This is a genomic window from Longimicrobium sp. (genome assembly GCF_036399935.1).
In the GTDB taxonomy this organism is placed as follows: domain Bacteria; phylum Gemmatimonadota; class Gemmatimonadetes; order Longimicrobiales; family Longimicrobiaceae; genus Longimicrobium.
On the sequence record NZ_DASWMD010000058.1, the window covers coordinates 1 to 18,222 of the forward strand.

Annotated in this window: 14 protein-coding genes; 7 read left to right on the forward strand and 7 right to left on the reverse strand. The window is 68.0% G+C overall.

Annotated features, from left to right (window positions below; translation table 11 throughout):
* Window positions 1–599: 599 nt before the first annotated feature.
* A complete protein-coding gene (locus VGB24_RS17665) occupies window positions 600–1,733 on the forward strand; it encodes a putative sensor domain DACNV-containing protein (RefSeq protein ID WP_331074269.1) in 1,134 nt (377 codons plus the stop codon).
* A 59-nt stretch (window positions 1,734–1,792) separates the two neighbouring features.
* Here the strand turns inward: VGB24_RS17665 and VGB24_RS17670 are convergent, their stop codons facing one another.
* From VGB24_RS17670 to VGB24_RS17680, 3 genes are all read right to left on the reverse strand, one after another.
* Window positions 1,793–7,183: a DNA repair ATPase gene (locus VGB24_RS17670; RefSeq protein ID WP_331074270.1), complete on the reverse strand. Its 5,391-nt coding sequence runs from the start codon at window positions 7,181–7,183 to the stop codon at window positions 1,793–1,795.
* Window positions 7,184–7,388: 205 nt separating this feature from the next.
* Window positions 7,389–9,410: a hypothetical protein gene (locus VGB24_RS17675; RefSeq protein WP_331074271.1), complete on the reverse strand. Its 2,022-nt coding sequence runs from the start codon at window positions 9,408–9,410 to the stop codon at window positions 7,389–7,391.
* Window positions 9,411–9,440: 30 nt separating this feature from the next.
* Complete coding sequence (locus VGB24_RS17680) at window positions 9,441–10,070, reverse strand: hypothetical protein (RefSeq protein ID WP_331074272.1); 630 nt, start codon at window positions 10,068–10,070, stop codon at window positions 9,441–9,443.
* Between the two features lie 348 nt (window positions 10,071–10,418).
* On the opposite strand from VGB24_RS17680, the gene VGB24_RS17685 reads away from it, so the two are divergent.
* Window positions 10,419–10,898 carry a hypothetical protein gene (locus VGB24_RS17685; protein ID WP_331074273.1) on the forward strand — a complete coding sequence of 160 codons (480 nt, stop codon included), beginning with the start codon at window positions 10,419–10,421 and terminating at the stop codon, window positions 10,896–10,898.
* A gap of 514 nt (window positions 10,899–11,412) precedes the next feature.
* Here VGB24_RS17685 and VGB24_RS17690 read toward each other — a convergent pair.
* Window positions 11,413–11,772: a hypothetical protein gene (locus VGB24_RS17690; RefSeq protein WP_331074274.1), complete on the reverse strand. Its 360-nt coding sequence runs from the start codon at window positions 11,770–11,772 to the stop codon at window positions 11,413–11,415.
* A gap of 135 nt (window positions 11,773–11,907) precedes the next feature.
* Here VGB24_RS17690 and VGB24_RS17695 point away from each other — a divergent pair, with 135 nt between their 5' ends.
* The 4 genes from VGB24_RS17695 (at window position 11,908) to VGB24_RS17710 (ending at window position 15,145) form a co-directional block, all read left to right on the forward strand.
* A complete protein-coding gene (locus VGB24_RS17695; protein ID WP_331074275.1) occupies window positions 11,908–12,246 on the forward strand; it encodes a hypothetical protein in 339 nt (112 codons plus the stop codon).
* Window positions 12,247–13,096: 850 nt separating this feature from the next.
* Window positions 13,097–13,690 (forward strand): hypothetical protein, encoded by a 594-nt coding sequence (locus tag VGB24_RS17700; RefSeq protein WP_331074276.1) that lies wholly within the window; start codon window positions 13,097–13,099, stop codon window positions 13,688–13,690.
* 782 nt (window positions 13,691–14,472) lie between these two features.
* Window positions 14,473–14,679 (forward strand): hypothetical protein, encoded by a 207-nt coding sequence (locus VGB24_RS17705; protein ID WP_331074277.1) that lies wholly within the window; start codon window positions 14,473–14,475, stop codon window positions 14,677–14,679.
* 88 nt (window positions 14,680–14,767) lie between these two features.
* On the forward strand, window positions 14,768–15,145 hold the full coding sequence (locus VGB24_RS17710; protein ID WP_331074278.1) for a hypothetical protein: 378 nt from the start codon (window positions 14,768–14,770) through the stop codon (window positions 15,143–15,145).
* Between the two features lie 73 nt (window positions 15,146–15,218).
* On the opposite strand, the gene VGB24_RS17715 is transcribed toward VGB24_RS17710, so the two are convergent.
* From VGB24_RS17715 to bla, 3 genes are all read right to left on the reverse strand, one after another.
* Window positions 15,219–15,560, reverse strand: a complete 342-nt coding sequence (locus VGB24_RS17715) for a transposase (protein ID WP_331074279.1) — start codon at window positions 15,558–15,560, stop codon at window positions 15,219–15,221.
* A gap of 107 nt (window positions 15,561–15,667) precedes the next feature.
* The gene (locus tag VGB24_RS25375; protein ID WP_349263938.1) at window positions 15,668–15,820 is read right to left on the reverse strand and encodes a hypothetical protein; all 153 of its coding nucleotides are present in this window, start codon (window positions 15,818–15,820) and stop codon (window positions 15,668–15,670) included.
* Window positions 15,821–16,397: 577 nt separating this feature from the next.
* Window positions 16,398–17,309: a subclass B3 metallo-beta-lactamase gene (bla, locus tag VGB24_RS17725; RefSeq protein ID WP_331074280.1), complete on the reverse strand. Its 912-nt coding sequence runs from the start codon at window positions 17,307–17,309 to the stop codon at window positions 16,398–16,400.
* 234 nt (window positions 17,310–17,543) lie between these two features.
* On the opposite strand from bla, the gene VGB24_RS17730 reads away from it, so the two are divergent.
* Window positions 17,544–18,110: a hypothetical protein gene (locus VGB24_RS17730; RefSeq protein WP_331074281.1), complete on the forward strand. Its 567-nt coding sequence runs from the start codon at window positions 17,544–17,546 to the stop codon at window positions 18,108–18,110.
* Window positions 18,111–18,222: the final 112 nt, after the last annotated feature.

Here is an 18,222-nt window from a genome sequence, read left to right on the forward strand (position 1 = left end):
CTTCCGTTCGGAATTTCACGTTCTTGTCCCGTGTTTTTTACTGTGGACGCGAAGGACGTGTTGCCCTCGACTGACACCACCACGGGGCGCTCGTTACAAAAGCACTCCCAAGACCCAGGTTTTCAAAACATCGCGCGAGCCAATGGCCCGCTTCTCAATTCGCACCCGGCCAGTTTCACCCGGCCGCCGCGTTCAGTCCTTCAATCTACCACCCTCGAACCTCTCGGTCAAGGGGTAGGCGGCGATGACTTTTCGTCTTTCGTCCGCCCGGATGTTCTTGCAACGCCTTGAATCTACTCGACTTCCGGCGCTTGGTCAAGGGAGATTTTTCCGAATTCCTTCCCCTCGGCCGACCCGACGCCGTTTCCGGCGACAGCCCTACAACATATCAGCCTCTCCAACCCCCGTCAACCCCGCTCCGAAGCCTTTCCGGCCGCTCGTGCTGACAGGTGGTTCCGAAGGGGGCGCCAAGTATAAACGGCCGTTCCCATCGAGTCAACCCCCTCGTTCGGCGGCTGTGCTGGACGGCGGCGGCGGGGGCGCGTACTGTCATCCGCGTGGACGGGCGGACAGCCGGGAGCATCCAGGCAACGGGGAGAATGACGGGAGACACGTATCCGGCGGCGCGCATCGTAGCCGGCGCGGTGGAGCAGTACTTCGCCCAGTGCCGGGCAGCGATGCCGGGATTCGCGGAGATTGCGCCCGCGCCGGACCGGCAGACCATCGAGCAGATCGCCACGACCGGGTTCTGGGCCAGCCTGCGCCAGGAAGAAGGGCGCTCGCCCAAGATTTCGCTCGCGTGGGTTCCCCCGGAGCAGGCGGGGCACCCGCTGCGGTTCGCGCGGCCGTTTCCGCTGGAGCCCGGCCTGCTGTCCAGGCTGGCGCCGGCGGTGGAGCGCCCGGGCATTCACCTGGGTGTGTGGGAGCACGGCGGCGAGCTGTGCGTCTGGGGCACCACGCGGTCCATCCCCCCCGCCTGCTTCGTGCTGGAGGTGGTGCAGCCCGGGCTTCTCGTCATCAAGCGGCGCCGCGCCCGGGAAGATGGCAAGTTCGCCAACGTGGCCGTGCTGCACGGCGACCAGGTGAAGATGGTGGATGAGCGCGGGGGCGACCTGCCCGCGGGGATGCTCCACACGTCGCCGCTGCTGGCGTTCGCGTCCACGCGGTCGTGGACGGACTCGGTGAACGTGGTGGTGCAGCTGGCGCTCTCCATGCGCACGCACGGACACGGCGGGTCGCTGCTGATCGTGCCGCGAGATTCAGATGAGTGGCGCAGGTCCATCGTCCACCCGATCAACTACCCGGCCGAGCCGGCGTTCACGGGGCTGTCGTCGCTGGCGGCGATGGAGCCGGACGAGGAGGACCGCGCGGAATGGATGGACGCGGTGCGCCGGGCGGTGGACCAGGTGGCCGGGCTTACCGCGGTGGACGGCGCCACCATCGTCGACGACCGCTACGAGCTGCTGGCGTTCGGTGCCAAGATCGCGCGGTCGCGGGGGAGCGCGCCCGTGGAGCGCGTGGTGGTGATGGAGCCGGTGGTGGGCGCGCGCCCGGCCGTGGTCGAGGTGTCGGAGCTGGGGGGAACGCGCCACCTGTCCGCGGCCCAGTTCGTCCGGGACCAGCCGGATGCCCTGGCCCTCGTGGCGTCGCAGGACGGCCGCTTCACGGTGTTCTACCGGCCGCCGGGGCAGGACACCGTCCACGCGCACCGGGTGGAGACCCTGCTTCTCTGATTCCGGCAACGAAAGAGGGCCCGGGGATGATCCCTGGGCCCTCTCGAGTTCGTTCTGGGCTAGCTCTGCTTCTTTGGCAGCGGCCAGATCCGGAGCGGTTTTCCATCACCTACGATGGGCAGGTTCTGCAGCGCTTCCTCCATGCGCGACTCCTCGGCCGCCGTCGCGTCGCCCTGCTCACCCGCGGCCACGGGGACCGGCTCTGTGACAGCGGCCGGCTCGGCGGCGGGGACCGGGTCCTCGGCGGCGACGGTCGATGCCGCGGCGGCGACCGGCTGCACGACGGTGACCGGCTGCGCGCGGACGGCGGAGATCACCCGCAGCATGGCTTCGGCGGCCTGGCTCTGCTGCGCCTGGCCGACGCGGATCACCTGCTGGCTGGCGTGGATCGCCTCGACCAGCGGCGCGATCGCGGCGCGGATCACGTCAGGGAGCTCGTCCGGCAGGCGGACCGGCTCCGGCGCGGGCGGCGGTTCCGCGGCGGGCGCCGGGGCTGACGCGGCTGCACCCAGCGCTTGCAATCCGCCCGCAATGTCGGCCAGCTGGGCGACCACGCGGCCGCCCACGTCGGCGTCGTCGCTTCCCATCGCCTTGTTGCGCAGGAAGTCGCGCTTGATCTGCTCCCAGCGCGCGGCTTCGTCCGGGGTGAGCACGCCGCGCAGCTCCTTGAGCTTCAGCAGGTTCTCTTCCGCACCCGTGGTGAGCAGCTGCGCCTCGCCCTGGTAGTGGTCGGAGATCAGCTGCTGCAGCTCGGCGTCGTTCATCACCGGCGAAATCTTCTCCGCCAGCTTGTTCATGTTGCGGTAGCTGCCCTGCAGCTTGAACGCCGGCTCGGTGCGGTACCGGTCTGCCTGGGCGGCGCTGGCGATGTACTGCTGGTTGACGCGGTACACCACGTCGCGCGCCTTCATGATGCGCTTGAGCGTTTCGACAATCTCGTTGATCTCCGCCGCGCCGTAGGCATGGCTGAGCCCGTTGGTGGAAACGTCGAGCCCCTTCGCGCGGTCGGCGAACAGGTACAGGTCCGCCATCTCGCGGGTGGCGAGCGGCGCCAGCACCGGGTTGGAGGTCAGCGAGTTCTCGATGTAGCTGAGCGTGAACGCGTCTTCCATCCCCCCGAGCACGTCGCCCAGGTTGTAGATGTCGGCGCGGTTGGCGAGCATGTCGGGGATCTTGAAGACTTCGCCCGACTCGGTGTACGGGTTGCCCGCCATCACCACGCAGAACTTCTTGCCGCGCAGGTCGTACGTCTTCGTCCCCCCCCGCCACACGCCCTCGATGCGCCGCGTGCCGTCGCAGAGGGAGATGAACTTCTGCAGGAACTCGGGGTGCGTGTGCTGGATGTCGTCGACGTACAGCATCACGTTGTTCCCCATCTCCAGCGCCAGCCCCAGCTTTTCCAGCTCCTGCCGCGAGGTGGCGTCGGGCGCCTGCGCCGGGTCCAGCGAGCGCACCTCGTGGCCCAGCGCGGGGCCGTTCACCTTGACGAAGACCAGCCCCAGCCGGTGCGCCACGTACTCCATCAGCGTGGTCTTTCCGTACCCCGGGGGCGAGATCATCATCAGCAGGCCCATCAGGTCGCTGCGCTTGCCCTCACCCACCGTGCCGATCTGCTTGGCCAGGTTGTCGCCGATGATGGGCAGGTACGTGTCGTTGATGAGCTTGTTGCGCACGAACGACGTCAGCGGGCGTGCCCGCAGCTCGCCCAGGCGCAGCGCATCGCGCTCTCGCGTGGCGATCTCCTGGCGGATGGCCTGGTAGCGGCGGTAGCCCGGGAGAAAGCGGTCGCGATGGTCGCGCAGGCGGCCCAGGAACTCGTCAATCGCCAGCGTCAGCCGGCCCCCGTCGATGCGCGGATGCTCGCCCAGCAGCCCTTCGACCGTGGCCAGCGGCTGCGCGTGATTGGGCCGGCGCTGCAGCTGGTTGCGGGTAAGGATGAGCGCCGCCGCCTCCGGGACGTAGCGCGCGATCGGGGCGAGGGCGGCGTCGGTGCACAGCGCCTGCAGCCAGTGGATGACGTGCTCGTACCGAGCGGCCGGGCGGTCCTGCAGCTGCTCGAGCATCTGCCCGAAGGCCGTGCGGAGATCGGCTTCGCCCAGGCGCGACAGGAGCGCGTCCGTCAACTCGCGGGCGGGGAGCGAAAGGATCAGCCCCTCGTGCCCGCCGGCCAGCTCGTCGAACAGGTACGATGCGGAATCTGCGGCCACGGCGGCGCTGAACGGCAGGGCATTGGCCTCGGCGAAGGCGCGAAGGCGGTTCGCGATCTGGCCGCGGAGCGCGTCCGCGGCGGACCGGGTGCCGAACAGGCCCTGCATCGCCTTGGCGCTGGCGACGCCCGCCTTCCACTCCCGCGCATCCTCGTCTCCCTGCGCGGCCGCCCAGAAGAGCGCGGCGAGCGCGCGGGGCTCGGGGGCGTGCACCAGCTCGCCCGCGGCCTCCAGCTGGGCCAGGGCCGTGCGCAGGATCAGCGTGGCGTCGTGGTCGTGGATGCCGCGCTGGTAGCCGTCGCGGTAGCGTGGGGCGGCGAAATCGACCACCGTCTTGCCCAGCGCGTCGCCCTCCGCGGCGTGCTTGCGCAGCAGCTCCATCGAAAGCCCCTCCGCGCCGGCCTGGGCGGCGGCCAGCACCTCGCCGGCCAGGTACTCGCCGCGGTAGAGCGTGGGGGATTCCGACTCCAGCGACACCTGCCAGTAGTCGCGGAGCGCCGCCAGCTCTTCGCTGTGGATGGGCTCCATGAAGTCGGTGCCCGTCAGGTGCACCGCCAGCTCGTCCCCACGCGGCAGGATGGTGAGATCCAGTGGCTGCGTGCTGACGCTGAAGCGGTGGCGGCCCAGCTTGATGACGTTGCCGCCGCCCTCGAACAGGTCGGTGCGGTCGCGCAGCGCGCGAACGGCGCCGTCGCGGGCGCTCTTGACGCGCGCCTCGACGTCGTCGGCCTTCACCGGGTCCTTCAGCGCGCGTAGCCGCTCGGCCAGCTCGCGCACCTTCAGGATCAGCGGGTCGCCCGCGAAGAAGGCGTTCAGCTCGTCGGGCGTGGCGAACTTCTCGGTGCGGCGACCCAGCCCCGCGACGATGCGGTTGGCCGCCTCGAGCACCGACTGCGCCTTGCGCTGGCGATCGTCCAGCAGCGCCTGGCGGTGCGCGTCGAAGGTCTCCAGCAGCTCCTCGCGCTTGGCCAGGATGTCGCCCAGGAACTGCTCGTGCTCGCCGAACTGGCTCTCGATCTCCTCCAGCTGCACCATCAGCCGCGAGAGCTGTTCGTCCGCCTTCTCGGGGTCCGTCGCCAGCCCCAGCGCGCTGGCCACGCTCTGTCCGAAGAGGGAGAACTGCGCGCCGAACTGGGCGACGGCCTCGGCCGAGCCCAGCGTCTTGCGGCGCTGGGCGGCGCGGGCGCGGGCCTGGTTGAGCCCCGCGTAGATGGTGGAGATGGCGTCGACCACCCGCGTGCGCTGCACGGCGTCGTCCACCTTGAGCGTCGCCATCAGCTCCGACAGCATGTCGAGGTCGGCGGACATGCCTTCCAGCGCGGCCACCGCCTCGCCGATCCCCTTGGCCGTCTCGGCCTTCTGCGCATCGGCATCCAGCACCGCCAGGCGCTCGGAGAAGGGCGCCAGCGCCTTGTCGCCGGCCAGGAACTCGCCCGTGGCCGCGCCGACGCGCTCGTGCTGGGCCTGCAGCTCGGCGCCCATCGCATCGATGGCGGCCGTGTCGACGTAGCGCAGCTCGCGGATGGTGAGCAGGCGCCCGCGCTGGCGGGTGATCTCGTTCAGCGCGTCGACGAACTCCTGCACCTGCTTCCAGTCCTCCGGAACCAGCCGGGCGAGGAGGGCCGCGTGCTCGTCGCGCGCCTGCGCCATCGCCGCCTCGGACTGGCGGCGGATGCCCTCCACCTTTTCGAACTCGTCGAGCACCGACTCGCTGGTGGCGGCGATCTCGTGGAGCACGGCGCCCGCGCCCCGGCTGTCGGCGGCGTCCAGCCAGTGGTGCGCGTCGAACAGGCGGCGGGTGTTGCGGGTGAGCAGACGGTAGCGCTGCACCGACACTTCCGGGCTCTCGATCTCGCGCGCCAGCTCGAACAGGCTGGAGATGCCCCGCACCAGCTCGGCATTACCCAGGCGGCCCATGAAGGTGGCACCCGGGGGACGGGCGGCGGCGTGCTCGTCGGAGACGAAGGGCGACTGCCAGATCTGCATGGGGTGCACGCGCGTGGGCTCTTCGCCCTCGGCGTGGAACAGCACCATGCGCCCGTCGCCCAGCACGGCATGGCCGTGGCCGAACAGCGGGTTCTGCAGCTTGCGCTGGATGAGGTTGTAGACGAAGAGCGCCGACTTGCCCGCCTCGTGCTCGTAGAAGACGTACATGACGTCTTCGCCGTTGGGCGAGCGGATGGCGCGCTGGAAGCGCATGCCGTCCATCCGCGCGTCGAACGCCTTGTGCTCGCCGTTCTGAAGGTAGTAGCCGCCCGGGAAGATGATCCCGTGGTCCTCGGGCAGCTGCACGCACGCCTGCACGATGGCGTCTACCCGGTCGATGCGCCCGCTGATGGTGTTGTAGACGAAGCCGCGCCACGTGGTTTCGCGGTACGGCAGCACCTTCAGCAGCACCAGCGATCCCACGCGGGCGAAGTCGAAGGTGGCGTCGTCCAGCGACTGCGTCTTTTCATCCACCAGCTCGCTGTGGATGCCCTGACCCGACTCGGTGTTGTTCTCGACCTTGATGGTCAGGTCGCCGCCCGTGGTTTCCACGAACAGCGTGTCGAGCACGTTCAGGTGGGGAAAGCGCCCGGTGACGGTGTGCTCGCGCCCCGCGCGCGTCCACTCGAAGTCGAACGGCGGCGGGAACGTGAGGTCGCGGTCGCCGCGGGCATCCAGGTAGGTGACGTCGCCGCCGGGCGAGACGGCCCAGCGGAAGACGCGCACGTCGGTGCTGCGCTCGCCGATCTGGAACGCCGCCAGCAGCTTGCCGCCGGCCACGTCCAGCTGCAGCAGCCGCGCGTTCTTGTAGTAGGCGTACAGCTCGTCGAAGTCGCGGACGAAGGCCGGGTCGCCCAGGAAGCTGCCGGCCAGCGCCACGCCCTCCACGTCGAACCCGTCCGCGCCCTCCACCAGGCGGTAGAGGCCGAAGACGTCTTCCACGCGGGTGGTGGTCTTCAGCCCCAGGAAGACGTTGTAGCCGAACAGCAGCAGGCCGCCGACGGGAACGATGTCGCGGCCGATGCAGTTGTTTTCGGTGTGGATGCGAAGGCGTCCGATCACCTCCAGCCGGCTGTCGCCGAACTCGGCCAGCCGCTGCTCGTTGAGCGCGCCGGCGATGTCGCGCAGCCGGGTGCCCTGCTCGGTCAGCCGGCGGCGCAGCACCTCGTACGCGCCGCCCTCCGCGACCGCCTGGTCCACGGTGGTCTCGGCGGAGTCGGCGGCGGGCTCCCGCACGCCCGGGGACTGCTCGGACATCTGCGCTTACCTGGATGGCGACGTGGATACCCGGGGACCGATGCGTCCCCGGCACTTCCTGCTGAACAGCGGCCACACGGAAGCCTGGCGAGCGAGGAGGCGATTCGAGACCGGCCGTGCATGCCCCGGCTGCCCTCTCCCCCCGGCCCCCTCTCCCGCAAGCGGGAGAGGGGGAGAACTGCACCACGCTCGGTCGCGAGGCCTATCAGCCTACGGGCTCGGCCTTGGGCGCCACCACCTGGTCGAACACCTCGGGGGTGATGGGCACGCTCAGCCGCTCGCGGGGCTCGGGGCGCGACACGCCCAGGAAGCGCTCCATCAGGTCCTGCACGATGGGGCTCTTGCCCGCGAAGCCCTCGATGGACTTGCCCAGCGTCAGCGCCTTGGAGAGCGACTCGAACATGCCGCCGTCGCCGCCCACGAGGTCGATGTTGGCGTTGCGCAGCGCCGAGGCGATGACCTCCGCGTTCTCCTTGCTGACGTCCTTGCCCGCCGCGATGGCGGCCATGGCCTGGTCGAAGTGCGCTTCCAGCGTCATGCGGAACTCCTCGTGCGTGCGCGCACGGTCGCTCAGCCCGTCGATGGCCTCGAACTTCTTGGTCAGCCCCTCGGCTTCGGCGGTGAGCTTGCGGGCCGTGACCGTGGCCTCGGCCAGCCCCACCGACTCCACGGCGGACGCCCGGGCCTGCCCCAGCCGCGTCTCGCCGTCCGCCTCGGCGCCCATCCGCTCGCCCAGCACGCGCGCCTCGGCGGCGCCCTGCTTGTAGGACGCGTCGGCCTTGGCCTCCATCACCCGCGCCTCGGCGGAGCCCACCTTTTCGATCGCGGTCGCCTCGGCCTCGCGCACGGCGGCCTCGGCCAGGCCGGGGGCGGCCATCTCGACCTTGAGGGCCTCCGCCATCAGGCGCTTGGCGTCGGCGTCGCGCGACGCGGCGTCCAGCCGGGCCTGCGCCATGGTCGTCAGCTCCAGCGCGCGGTGGCGGGCGGCGGCCTCGGAGGCCTCGGCGTCCTTGACGGCGCGGACGGCGGCTTCCTGCGCGGCGGCCTCGGCGCCCAGCACGCGCGCCTGCTTGTCGCGCTCGGCCTCGGAAACCACGCGCACTTCCTTGATGCGCTCTTCCTCGACCGTCACCGTCTTGTCGATGGCGATGCGCTCGCGGGTGATGTTCGCGACGTCCTTCTTGCCCACCTCGACCACCTTGTCGCGCTCCACGCCCTGCAGCTGCACCTCGCGGTCGGTCGTCACCTCTTCCAGGGCGCGGGCCCGGGCCACGCGCTCCACCTCGATGGCGACGGCGCGCTGGCGGTTCTGCTCGGCGACTTCCACCTCGCGCTGCACGTTCTGCTCGCGGATGCGGATCTTTTCGTCGGACTCCAGCCGCGCCTGCTCGGCGATCAGGCGCTGTTCCTCGCGCACGCGGGTGGTTTCGGCGGTCTCGCGCGCCTGGATCGTCTCGATCTCGCGCTTCTGGCGCGCCTCGGCCTCGGCCTGCTGGCGCTCCAGGGCCAGGGTGGCCTCGCGGGCCTCGACGTTCTTCTTGGTGATGGCGAGCTTTTCGTTCTGCTCCAGCTCGTTGGTCACCACGTTCTGCGTGGCGGTGCGCTCGGTGATCTTCCGGATGCCTTCGGCGTCCAGGATGTTGTTGTGGTCCAGCAGGTGCTTGGGCGTCTGCTCCAGGTAGTCGATGGCTACGTCCTCGAGCACGTAGCCGTTCAGGTCGTTGCCGATGACCTTGACGATGGCGTCGCGGAACTCCTGGCGCTTCTCGAACAGCTCGGTGAACTCGAACTTCTTGCCCACCGTCTTCAGCGCCTCGCTGAACTTGGCGTTGAACAGCTCGTCCACCGCCTCGCGGTCCGACGCGCGGCTGGCGCCGATGGCCTTGGCCACGCGCAGCACGTCGGCCTGCGTTTCGTTGACGCGCAGGTAGAAGGCGACGGTGATGTCGGCCCGCATGTTGTCCTTGCAGATCAGCCCTTCCTTGCCGCGCCGGTCCACCTGCAGGGTGATCAGGCTCACCCGCATCAGCTCGGCCTTGTACAGCACGGGAATGATCAGGCTGCCGGTGAAGCGCACCTTGGGCTGCGAGCTCATGTCGTTGATGATGAGCGCCGTTCCCTGTTCCACCTTCATGTAGAAGGCCTTGAACAGGGCGAAGGTGCCCAGCAGCATCAACAGCAGGATGCCGACGCCGAGGGCGAAGGGGAGAAGGAGGGACGCGCTCATCTGCTGGACCTTTCTGAAGGGTTGGATTGCTTACCGGCCAAGGAACTGCTGCTCCGATACCACGCGATAGGCGTTCTGCGACTCGATGTACTCGATGAGCACGATGCGGTCGCCGCGCTGGAGCGGGTTGGGGCCGTCGTGGCGCACCTGCAGGATCAGCCCGGCGCCGCCGTCGTCCACCGACGCCTGCCCGTAGTCCGCGGACAGCGTGGGGGTGACGACCACCGCCGACGTCCCCACCAGCGAGCGTTCGACGGGGCGCATCTTCGCGAGCGCGCGGCGCACCGGGCGCAGCGCGAGGGAGGTCACGGCCACGGCGGGGACGAGCACGCCCACCATCGTGCCGATGCCGGCCAGCGTCCGCACGCCTTCCGGCAGGCCGCCCAGCACCAGCAAGTGAACGAAGTACGCGCCCAGCCACGCGGTGAACACCAGCGTGGTGGCCACCACCGTGAAGGGCACGCCGCCCAGCCCCAGCTTCGAGAGCATCGCCGCCGCGGCGCCCGCGTCAGTCGCGTGTCCGTCGCCCACCAGCGCGTCGACGGAATCGCCGTCGGCCAGGCCGGTGACCGCGAGCACCCAGTACAGGGTGATGACGGCCAGCAGCATGCTGTAGACGATGGTGGGAAAGCCGAGGGCGGTCTGCAGGAACTCGTTCACGGTGGTTGCGGTCCGCGTTCGTTCGGCGTTTGGCGAAGCCGCGTGGCGGCTTCCCCAAGTTCAACGGAGGAACGGGCTTCGGAGTTTCGAACGGGAGGGGCGGCCGCCCGGGAGGGCTGCAGATCGCCGCCGACGAGGCGGCGTGTCCGGCGACGGCACATCAGATGTTTGGAACCTAAACGTGCGGACCTGATTACGTCAACTCTCAGGCGGCGGGTTTCGGCGCCGGCGGCCGGGGTCGATGGCCCGAATTCCTTGCAGGAGACGGAGAGCATCGCCTACCTTCCGGCAGAAGCTCGCCCCGCCGCCGCACGCCAGCGCCCGTTCACCATCAACCGCACCGCACGCATGACTCGTTTCCGCTGGGCACTCGTCCTCGTCTTCGCCCTTGGTGCCGCGCCGCTCCACGCGCAGGATGCGGAAGAGGATGCGCCGGAACCGGCGCCACGCGGACGGACGGCGCAACTGGCCGCCCTCGGCCTTCGCTACGGGGCCCCGCTCGGCGCCTCCGCCTACACCGGTGTCATCATCGCCCCGCGCGGCCCCGACTTCATCCAGGGGCCATCGATCATCGGCGAGGTGGGGCAGGATGGCATGCGGCTGTCCGTGGGCATGTCATCCGTAAGCCTCGGGGGGTCGTATCGTGCGCAGGCGAGCCTCATCCGCACGTGGGACCCTCACGCCGACATCGAGCCGGGCCAGACGTACCTCGGGCCGGAGGTCAGCGCGGGGCTGATCCTGGGAATCACCGTGGGCCACTACTGGCGGATCAGCGACGGCGGCGGGCCGGCACGGTTCTTCGCGATCGGCTCGTTCCTCGGAGTCTGACCCGCGGCTGCGATGGGTCATCCAGAGACCGAGCGCAATCCGTCATCCAGAGGCCCGGGCGCACTGAACTGGCCCGCAGCGCATACCATGCAGGGCCGTGGGATCTTGCCGCGGGAGCGACTGTGCCCGGGCGCGGCAGCGACACGGAACCCTGGGCCTCGGTCCTGGTCCTCGCCTGGGGGTTCGGCCCAAGCCTCCCCGGGCGAATGAATTCGGAATTGTGTACTTGACGAAACCGGATATAGCCGGATCATCCGCCGCCCCGTCCACGGGGGCGGCTCCACACCCGACGAACGCACCGCGCGCCCGGCCCCGGAGCCTTTCAGGTACAGTGCGGCAAGCCGCATCCGGATACGCGGGTGCGGCATGGACCCGCGCAAGAAACTATGCAAGGTAGAGTGCTGCACCCCGGCCCGTTCAGCGACGGCGCGGATAGACTCAGCTTCGGCGCATTCCGCGAACCACTCCCGCATGTCCTCCACGCGGACGCCCTTCCACGCGTCCCGGTTTACGCTCACGGCGCCACCTCGCACCGCAGACCGGCCAACGCGGGCACCAGCACGTCCGCGAGCGCCTTCCTGACGCGCACCCGTTCCGCAAGCGGGAAGGTGTCGGCCAGCAGGTTCAAGGCTATGTCCACGGGTTCCATCTCTGGCGGCTCGCGTCCCTCCGCGTACCTGTGCCCCGCGTCCCACAGCGCCCCGCCCGGCTCCCCGCCACCCATGAACGCCGTCAAGTCGTCCACCGGCACGCCCAAGGTGCGCGCCAGCACAGGCGCGGGGACGGTCTGCAGTTCGGTGCGAAAGAGCGCACGCATCAGCGCGTACCCTATCGCATAGTCCATCGCGACAACCGCCTCTTTCGCGTTCATCATAGGCCGTGTTCCCCTTGCGGCGGGTGAGGTCTGGGCGTAGCCTGTCCAGTGTACCTCTAACCCATTCTCGCAATTCTCGCACCCGCTGGCGTGCGGGTGCGGGGCGGCGCTCGTATGACGCCGCCTGAACGCACTATGCCCGTCAACGCCATCCGCGACGCTGTGCGGCGGGCAGCGGCGGCTACGTCCGTGCGCTCAGTCGCGCGGGGCTCCGGCCTCAGTGACCAGGGGCTGAAATACTTCTTGGAAGGGGGCGAGCCGCGCGCGGGCACGCTTCGCAAGCTAACCGAGTGGTACGTGCGGGATGCGGCGAAGTTGGGCGAGTTGGACGCGGAGACGGTGCAGGCGGCGCTATCCGTGCTGCTGGCCGACATGACCGAACCCCAGCTATCCGCAACCCGGCGTGCCGTGCTGGATGCGATCCGTGAGGGCTACAAGGCCATGGGGCGGGACGTGCCCGGCTGGCTCGGTTGAAACCTACGCGCGGCACCTGCGTATGGATGCGGGACGGAGGCACTTCCGCCGCCGCCAGGTGCACCCCATCAAGGAGGTGTGTGCTTGAAGCGTTTCTCATACTGACCGCCCGGACGGTTCATGGCTTGGACTCGAACCAATGGAACGGGGCGGTGCGGCGCGTGGGCAAACGATCCATACAACTAACGGTAAGCTGAGGTTGGGGATTCCTCCCAAAAGACTCCCCGCCGTCCAGAGCCCACGCAACAGAGCGGGCCGGGTCCACTAAGACCCGGCCCGCTCTCGTTTGTGTCCCAGCAGTCTAGACGCACAAGTAAGCATCGGGAGGGGGCTACTTCCCCTTTGGGCTTCGCCGCTCGCGGATGCGGGGAGCGGGCAAGCCTTCCGGGGGCACGGGCGTAGGTACGAGCCGCCGGATCGCTTCCTCAAACGGTACGTCGATCTTCAGTACGTCCGGCGCGGCGCCTCGCGTCTTCGGGCTTGGTTCGGCTTTTTCTGCCATGATGGCACACCTTCGCGGTGGGAGTCGGGCCTAACGATGTGCACTCGTGGCGACAGAGTCAACAATTTTTGCGAAATCCCGGTCCTCATCCCAGGTGTCGAAGTGAGGAGAGTGTTCATAGCGTGTACTTTCAGCCGCGCCCAAAGTGCCATATATCACGTACTTACAACAAGTGCGCAGAGTAGCCGGAGAACACCCAAGTCAGCCACCGGAGAACCGAAGTCGGAAGTTTCATCGTCCGACCCGACAACCGGGTTGTGCGGCGGAGAGAGTGCGCTATCTTTGTAGGGTGCTGCATCCGGCTCGTGTCCGGCCGAAGACCCCCCACAAAGAGAGGACGGCCCCGCCGTGACCGACTCCGATCTGCTCCGCAGGATGGAGGACGACCTTGAACGCGCACGCGTTCGCCTGGAAGCGGCACGGCGGGCGCTTGCTGAGGCGCAGCCCCAGGTGGACGAGTTGGAGATGTTGATCCGAGGCGTGCGGCGCTACGTCACACCCGATGCGCCGCCCCCCGCACCTGCGTCGGTCGCCCAACCGGAGCCCGAGCCAGCCGCAGAGCCGCAGGTCGAAAATGGGGCAGCGCGATGGGCGAAGGATACATCGATCCGTAGCGCCGCCATCCAGATTCTCGGCCGCACCCCCGACCGCGTGGTGTCGTCGGGTGACATCGCCGCGACACTGCTGAGTGAGGGCTATCCCTACACGGGTGACACCAGCGACCTAAAGAAGCGTCTCTCCAAACTGCGGGAAACCGTTTCCGCCGTGTTGAACCAGCACATCAAGGGCGGGCACAATCCGCCGTTGGCGAAGCCCGAGCCCGCGCGGTACGCGCTGCTGCAGACGGACGTGATGGCTGAACAGGAAAATCTTTTGAACATGAACGACGAAACGGCCGAGGACCCGCGCGCCAACGCGGACTCGACCGTTTCGGAAAGCTAAAACCGGGGAAAACCAACTGGCGTCGGCCCTCCCGGTCTTGTGCCCAACACCGAAGGCGTGAGCACATAGGGACAGTAAGCACCCCTATGGTAACACCCTGAGGTTGCGGAATCAAGTTTCGGCCGTGCGCCGCAACTCGCACCCTGAGGTGTATTGTGCCCATCCCGATCAAGCGGGCCAAGCCCGCGCTGTGCCGCTCCTGCGGCCATCCCCTCACCTTCCGCCCGTGGTTCCGGGACCGGAACGGTGTCATCCACTACGCCCGCACCTACGGCAAGCGCGTGTTTGTCTGGTGCGAGGTGTGCAGCCGTGGCGGGCCGTTCGGTGGCAAGCGGTCCACCGCGCCGCGTCGGCGCCCGCCTGCGGCTGGTGCTGGTGCCGCGGTGCGTAAGCCTCGCGTGAGTGCGTCGAAGCTCCGTGCCCGCCCCAAGCCGCGCACGTAAACCGACGGACGGCTGCTGGACAAGCGGGGCGACGTGAGTCGCCCCGCTTTTTGCGGACCTATTTGCAACGTGCAAATAGGTCCGACCTGTTCGTCACTTCTAACACAACGGTTGCGGCGAAGGGCAGTCTCTGTTTAGATAATACGGGAAAGTAAAGAACGCGCGTGAGGTTGAATACAACTTGAAGTCTGGTGTATACAACTTAGGACTGCGCACCACTCTTGCGTACTCAGCGGTGGCGCGGCACATTATAGACCCCATCGGGGTAAGGTTGCGCCGACGGCGTACAATGATTGTACGCCGACGCAAGTTAGAGCCGAGAGACCGAGAGATAGAAAGATGAGCACCAAAGAGCTTGAGATGGTGCCCGTTACCTCCGAAGAGGTCTCGCCGGAGGAGTATTTGCGGATCCATGAAAAGGATCGTGGGCTGATCCAATCGGTCGGAATTCGGGGGCCGTCGCTGGGGCGTCCGGGGTTCGGTCAGATTGTCGTTGAGTACAAAACGCCGATCTACCGATACCGGCTCGGGGGCAGACTCGGGTAAGTAAACGATGGCTAGACCTAAGAACCTCCCCGCCCGCCCCAGCCCGCAGCCGAACCAAGACAACGACGCACTAACGCCGACGCAGCCGGTGCAGCTGTCGCCGGCGTTAGTGCAACAGCTGGTAGAGAACCAAGCGAAAGAACTCGCGATCCGAAGCGAGGAAATCGCACTCCGGGCTAAGGAAACCGACGCCGGACACCGCTTCGCAGAAAAGGCGTTAGACGCTCAAGTTAAGGACCGCCACGAGATCCGCGAGGAGCAGAAGCGGGGGCGTCGTGACCGGCTGTACTTCTTGGGCTTCGCTGCTGCGGTGGTGATAACGTTTCTCGTATACCTGCTGCACACGGGTAAGGACGCCTTCGCTCAAGAAGTCTTGAAGGCCCTGATCTTCCTTTTGAGTGGCGGGACGGGCGGCTATTTTGCCGGGAAGCACCAAGGCAGGAAGCAAGAGGCGGCAGGGGAGTAGGGCCTGTACAAATTTATATCGCCGGGGCCGGGCCTTTGTAGAGGCCTGACCCCGGTTGCCGTTCTCCCCACGTTCAGACCATCCGGGGCACCACAGCCGCCTTGCGGGTGAGGCGCTTCCCCTCCATCCACCGGATCAATTCCGCCGTGCGCACGCCGTCCGTCATGTGCCGCTGGTTGTGCAGCCACTCCATGTGCGTGGCGTACCTGTGCAGGTGCGGGCGCGAGAGGCGGTGCCACACGCCGAAGATGCCGCGCTCGAATCGGGCAAAGAAGCTCTCCGCACGGTTGGTGGTCACTTCCCCACGCGCGAACTCCTTGGCGCTGTGGTTGACCGTCTCGTGCCCGCCGAAGGCGCGCGCCACCGCCTTGTACGCAATGTACTCGTTGTGCAGCGTGGCGTTACGGCACACCATCTCGCGGAGCGCGTCTTTTCAGGTTGGCGGCAGTCACGTCCGCGACAACCTGAGTGCGGGCGCGGCCAGTGCTGCGCTCCACCGCGACGAGAACGGGAACGTGGTGGTTACGGCTCCGGCCGCGCCGGGCGGGGAAGATCCTCACCACGGGCGATGATCGCCTCGCGGGCCTGCTTGCCCATCTTGCGCGGCTTGCCCCCGATGAAACTTTCGTCCACCTCCACAGTGCCGGAGAGCGGCTTGCCGCTGGTGTCCACCATGCCGGATACAGTGCATCATGAAGCGGGCCGTCTTGTAGCTCACCCCCGTCTGGCGCTCAATCAGCTTCGCCGCCACACCTTTCTTGTTGCTCGCGGCCTGCCACGTCACGAACGCCCACACGCGGAGCGGAATAGGGCTATCCTCCATAAATCGTGCCGGTCCGGACCGTGAACTGCTTCTTGCAGTCCCGGCACCGCCAGCGGAAGTTCTCCTGACGCTCGCCCGATCTTACCGCGGGAGCCACTTCGCCCGTGCGCGGCAGCGACACGGAACCCTGGGCCTCGGTCCTGGTCCTCGCCTGGGGGTCCGGCCCAAGCCTCTCCGGGGAATGAATTCGCTGCAATGACCACACGATGTCCACCTTCGTGGACTCGCCTGCTGTCGTGTGGCTGCGATGATGGGGCGCACCCCGGCCTCTCGTCCCAGTCGAGTGCTGCTTTCTGGGTCGATCGCACCATGCTCAAGCCGAGTGCAAATCTGTCATCCAGAGCAACGGCCGAGGGTTGATCCGGGCCTTCGTGCGGGGGAGCAGGCCACGGGGCCTGCTCCCCGTCTTGCACGGTTCCCGGGCCGAGTTCAGCGCGATGTCCGCTCGGTTTGCAGCCGGCCCTGCAGCCGCTCGCGCCCCGCGGCCGCGTACCGCTTGCAGGCGTTCCGGTCCACCAGCGGCTGGCGTCCATCGAGACGCTCGAACAGCGCGGAGCCGCTGGGATGCGGGGTGATGAGGATGTCGCACGAAAGCGCCTCCAGCGTGCGGAAGCCGCGCTCGAAGTCGGCCACGGCGCCGGGATAGGCGGGGCTGTCCGTGAAGCGGAAGCCGTCCGCGGAGATCGGGGAATGGCTGTCGGCGTAGACCACGTCCACGCAGGCTGCGCCCTCGCACGACTTCCACGTCCACGTGGTGCCGCCCTGCGTGTGCCCTGGCGTCAGGTGCGCGGTAAGGGCGAGCGGCCCTACGCGGAGAGTTTCGCCATCCGCGAAGCGCCGTACGTTCCTCACGGGCGGAAAGTCCAGCAGCTCGCCGTGCTGGGGATCGCCCACCTCCGACGTGCCGTTTTCCAGGACGCCCGCGCTGGCGACGCTCGCCGCCACCTGCGCACCCGACGCCGCCTGCAGCGCCGCCAGCCCGCCCGCGTGGTCGTAGTGCACGTGCGAGTTCAGGATGAGCCGCACGTCGCGAACGTCGAAGCCCAGCGCACGGATGTTGTCCAGGATCAGCGGCGCGGAGTTCGGGAGCGCCCCGTCGATGAGCACGTGGCCATCGGGTGAGGTCACCAGGATGGCGGAGAGTCCGTTCGTGCCGACGTAGTAGGTGTTCCCGTGGATCTTCACCGGTGCGTGGGGCTCGTTCCACGCGGCGCAGGTGGGGCAGAGCGCCGCGGGATACGGTCGCGTGCGCGGATCACCGGCCTGCGCGCAGGCGCTGGTGCCGGAGAGCGCCAGGAGCGCCGCGCTCGCGGCGAGGGTGCGGACGGAGACGGGTCTCATGCTCGGGCCGTGACAGGAAGGTTCATCGAGTGCATCCGACCGGCCGGACGCACGTTGGATAATACTCTCGCGCGCGGCGAACGATTCGGCCAGTACGTCCGTCGCTGTAACTTTTCCCGGGCTCCCCCCGTACACCGAAACATGCTGGTGGACGGGGCGGCGCCGGGTGTTTAGTTTTGATCCCGTCCCACCTCCCCTGACCACGCCCGCTCACACCTTTCCGCAGGAGCCCCGATGCCGACCCTTACGCGTTCCTTCCGCCGCGTGTTTTCGCGCGTGCTGGCCGTCGCCGGCCTTTCGCTGGCCGCCGTGGCCGCCGACGTCTCGTCCGCCGCCGCGCAGTTCGAAAAGCTGTTCACCGAGGAAGTTTCCAACTACCGCCTGACGACGGCGGGGATGCAGAAGTTCGTCACGGCGACGCAGGCACTGCATGAGTTGGAGGATGAGGACCTCCAGATCGCCGAACGGTTCGAGAACCTGGACGAAGACGACGTGGACCTCGATCAGATCGCCGCCGCCTTCGACAGCGAGCCGCGGGTGAAGAGCGCCATCAGCGGCGCCGGATTGACCAGCCGCGAGTACGTGACGTTCATGTTCTCGATGATCCAGACGATGATCACGGCCGCGATGCTGGAGATGGGCGGCGAAAACGCGCTGGCGCAGATGGAGAACTCAGTGCTCAAGCAGAACGTCCAGTTCTACCGCGAGCACCAGGAGGAGTTCGAGGCCATGGGCGAGGCACTGGAAGAGATGGGCGAGGACGAGGGCGAAGAGAACGAAGAAGAGAACGAAGAAAGCTGATCGCCTCCTCCGCGGGCAGCAAACGAGAGAGCGGCGGCGCGCCCAGGGCGTGCCGCCGCTTCTCTTCGGTGCCCGGATGCACCTGGAATCGCCGGACGACGCGCCGCGGACC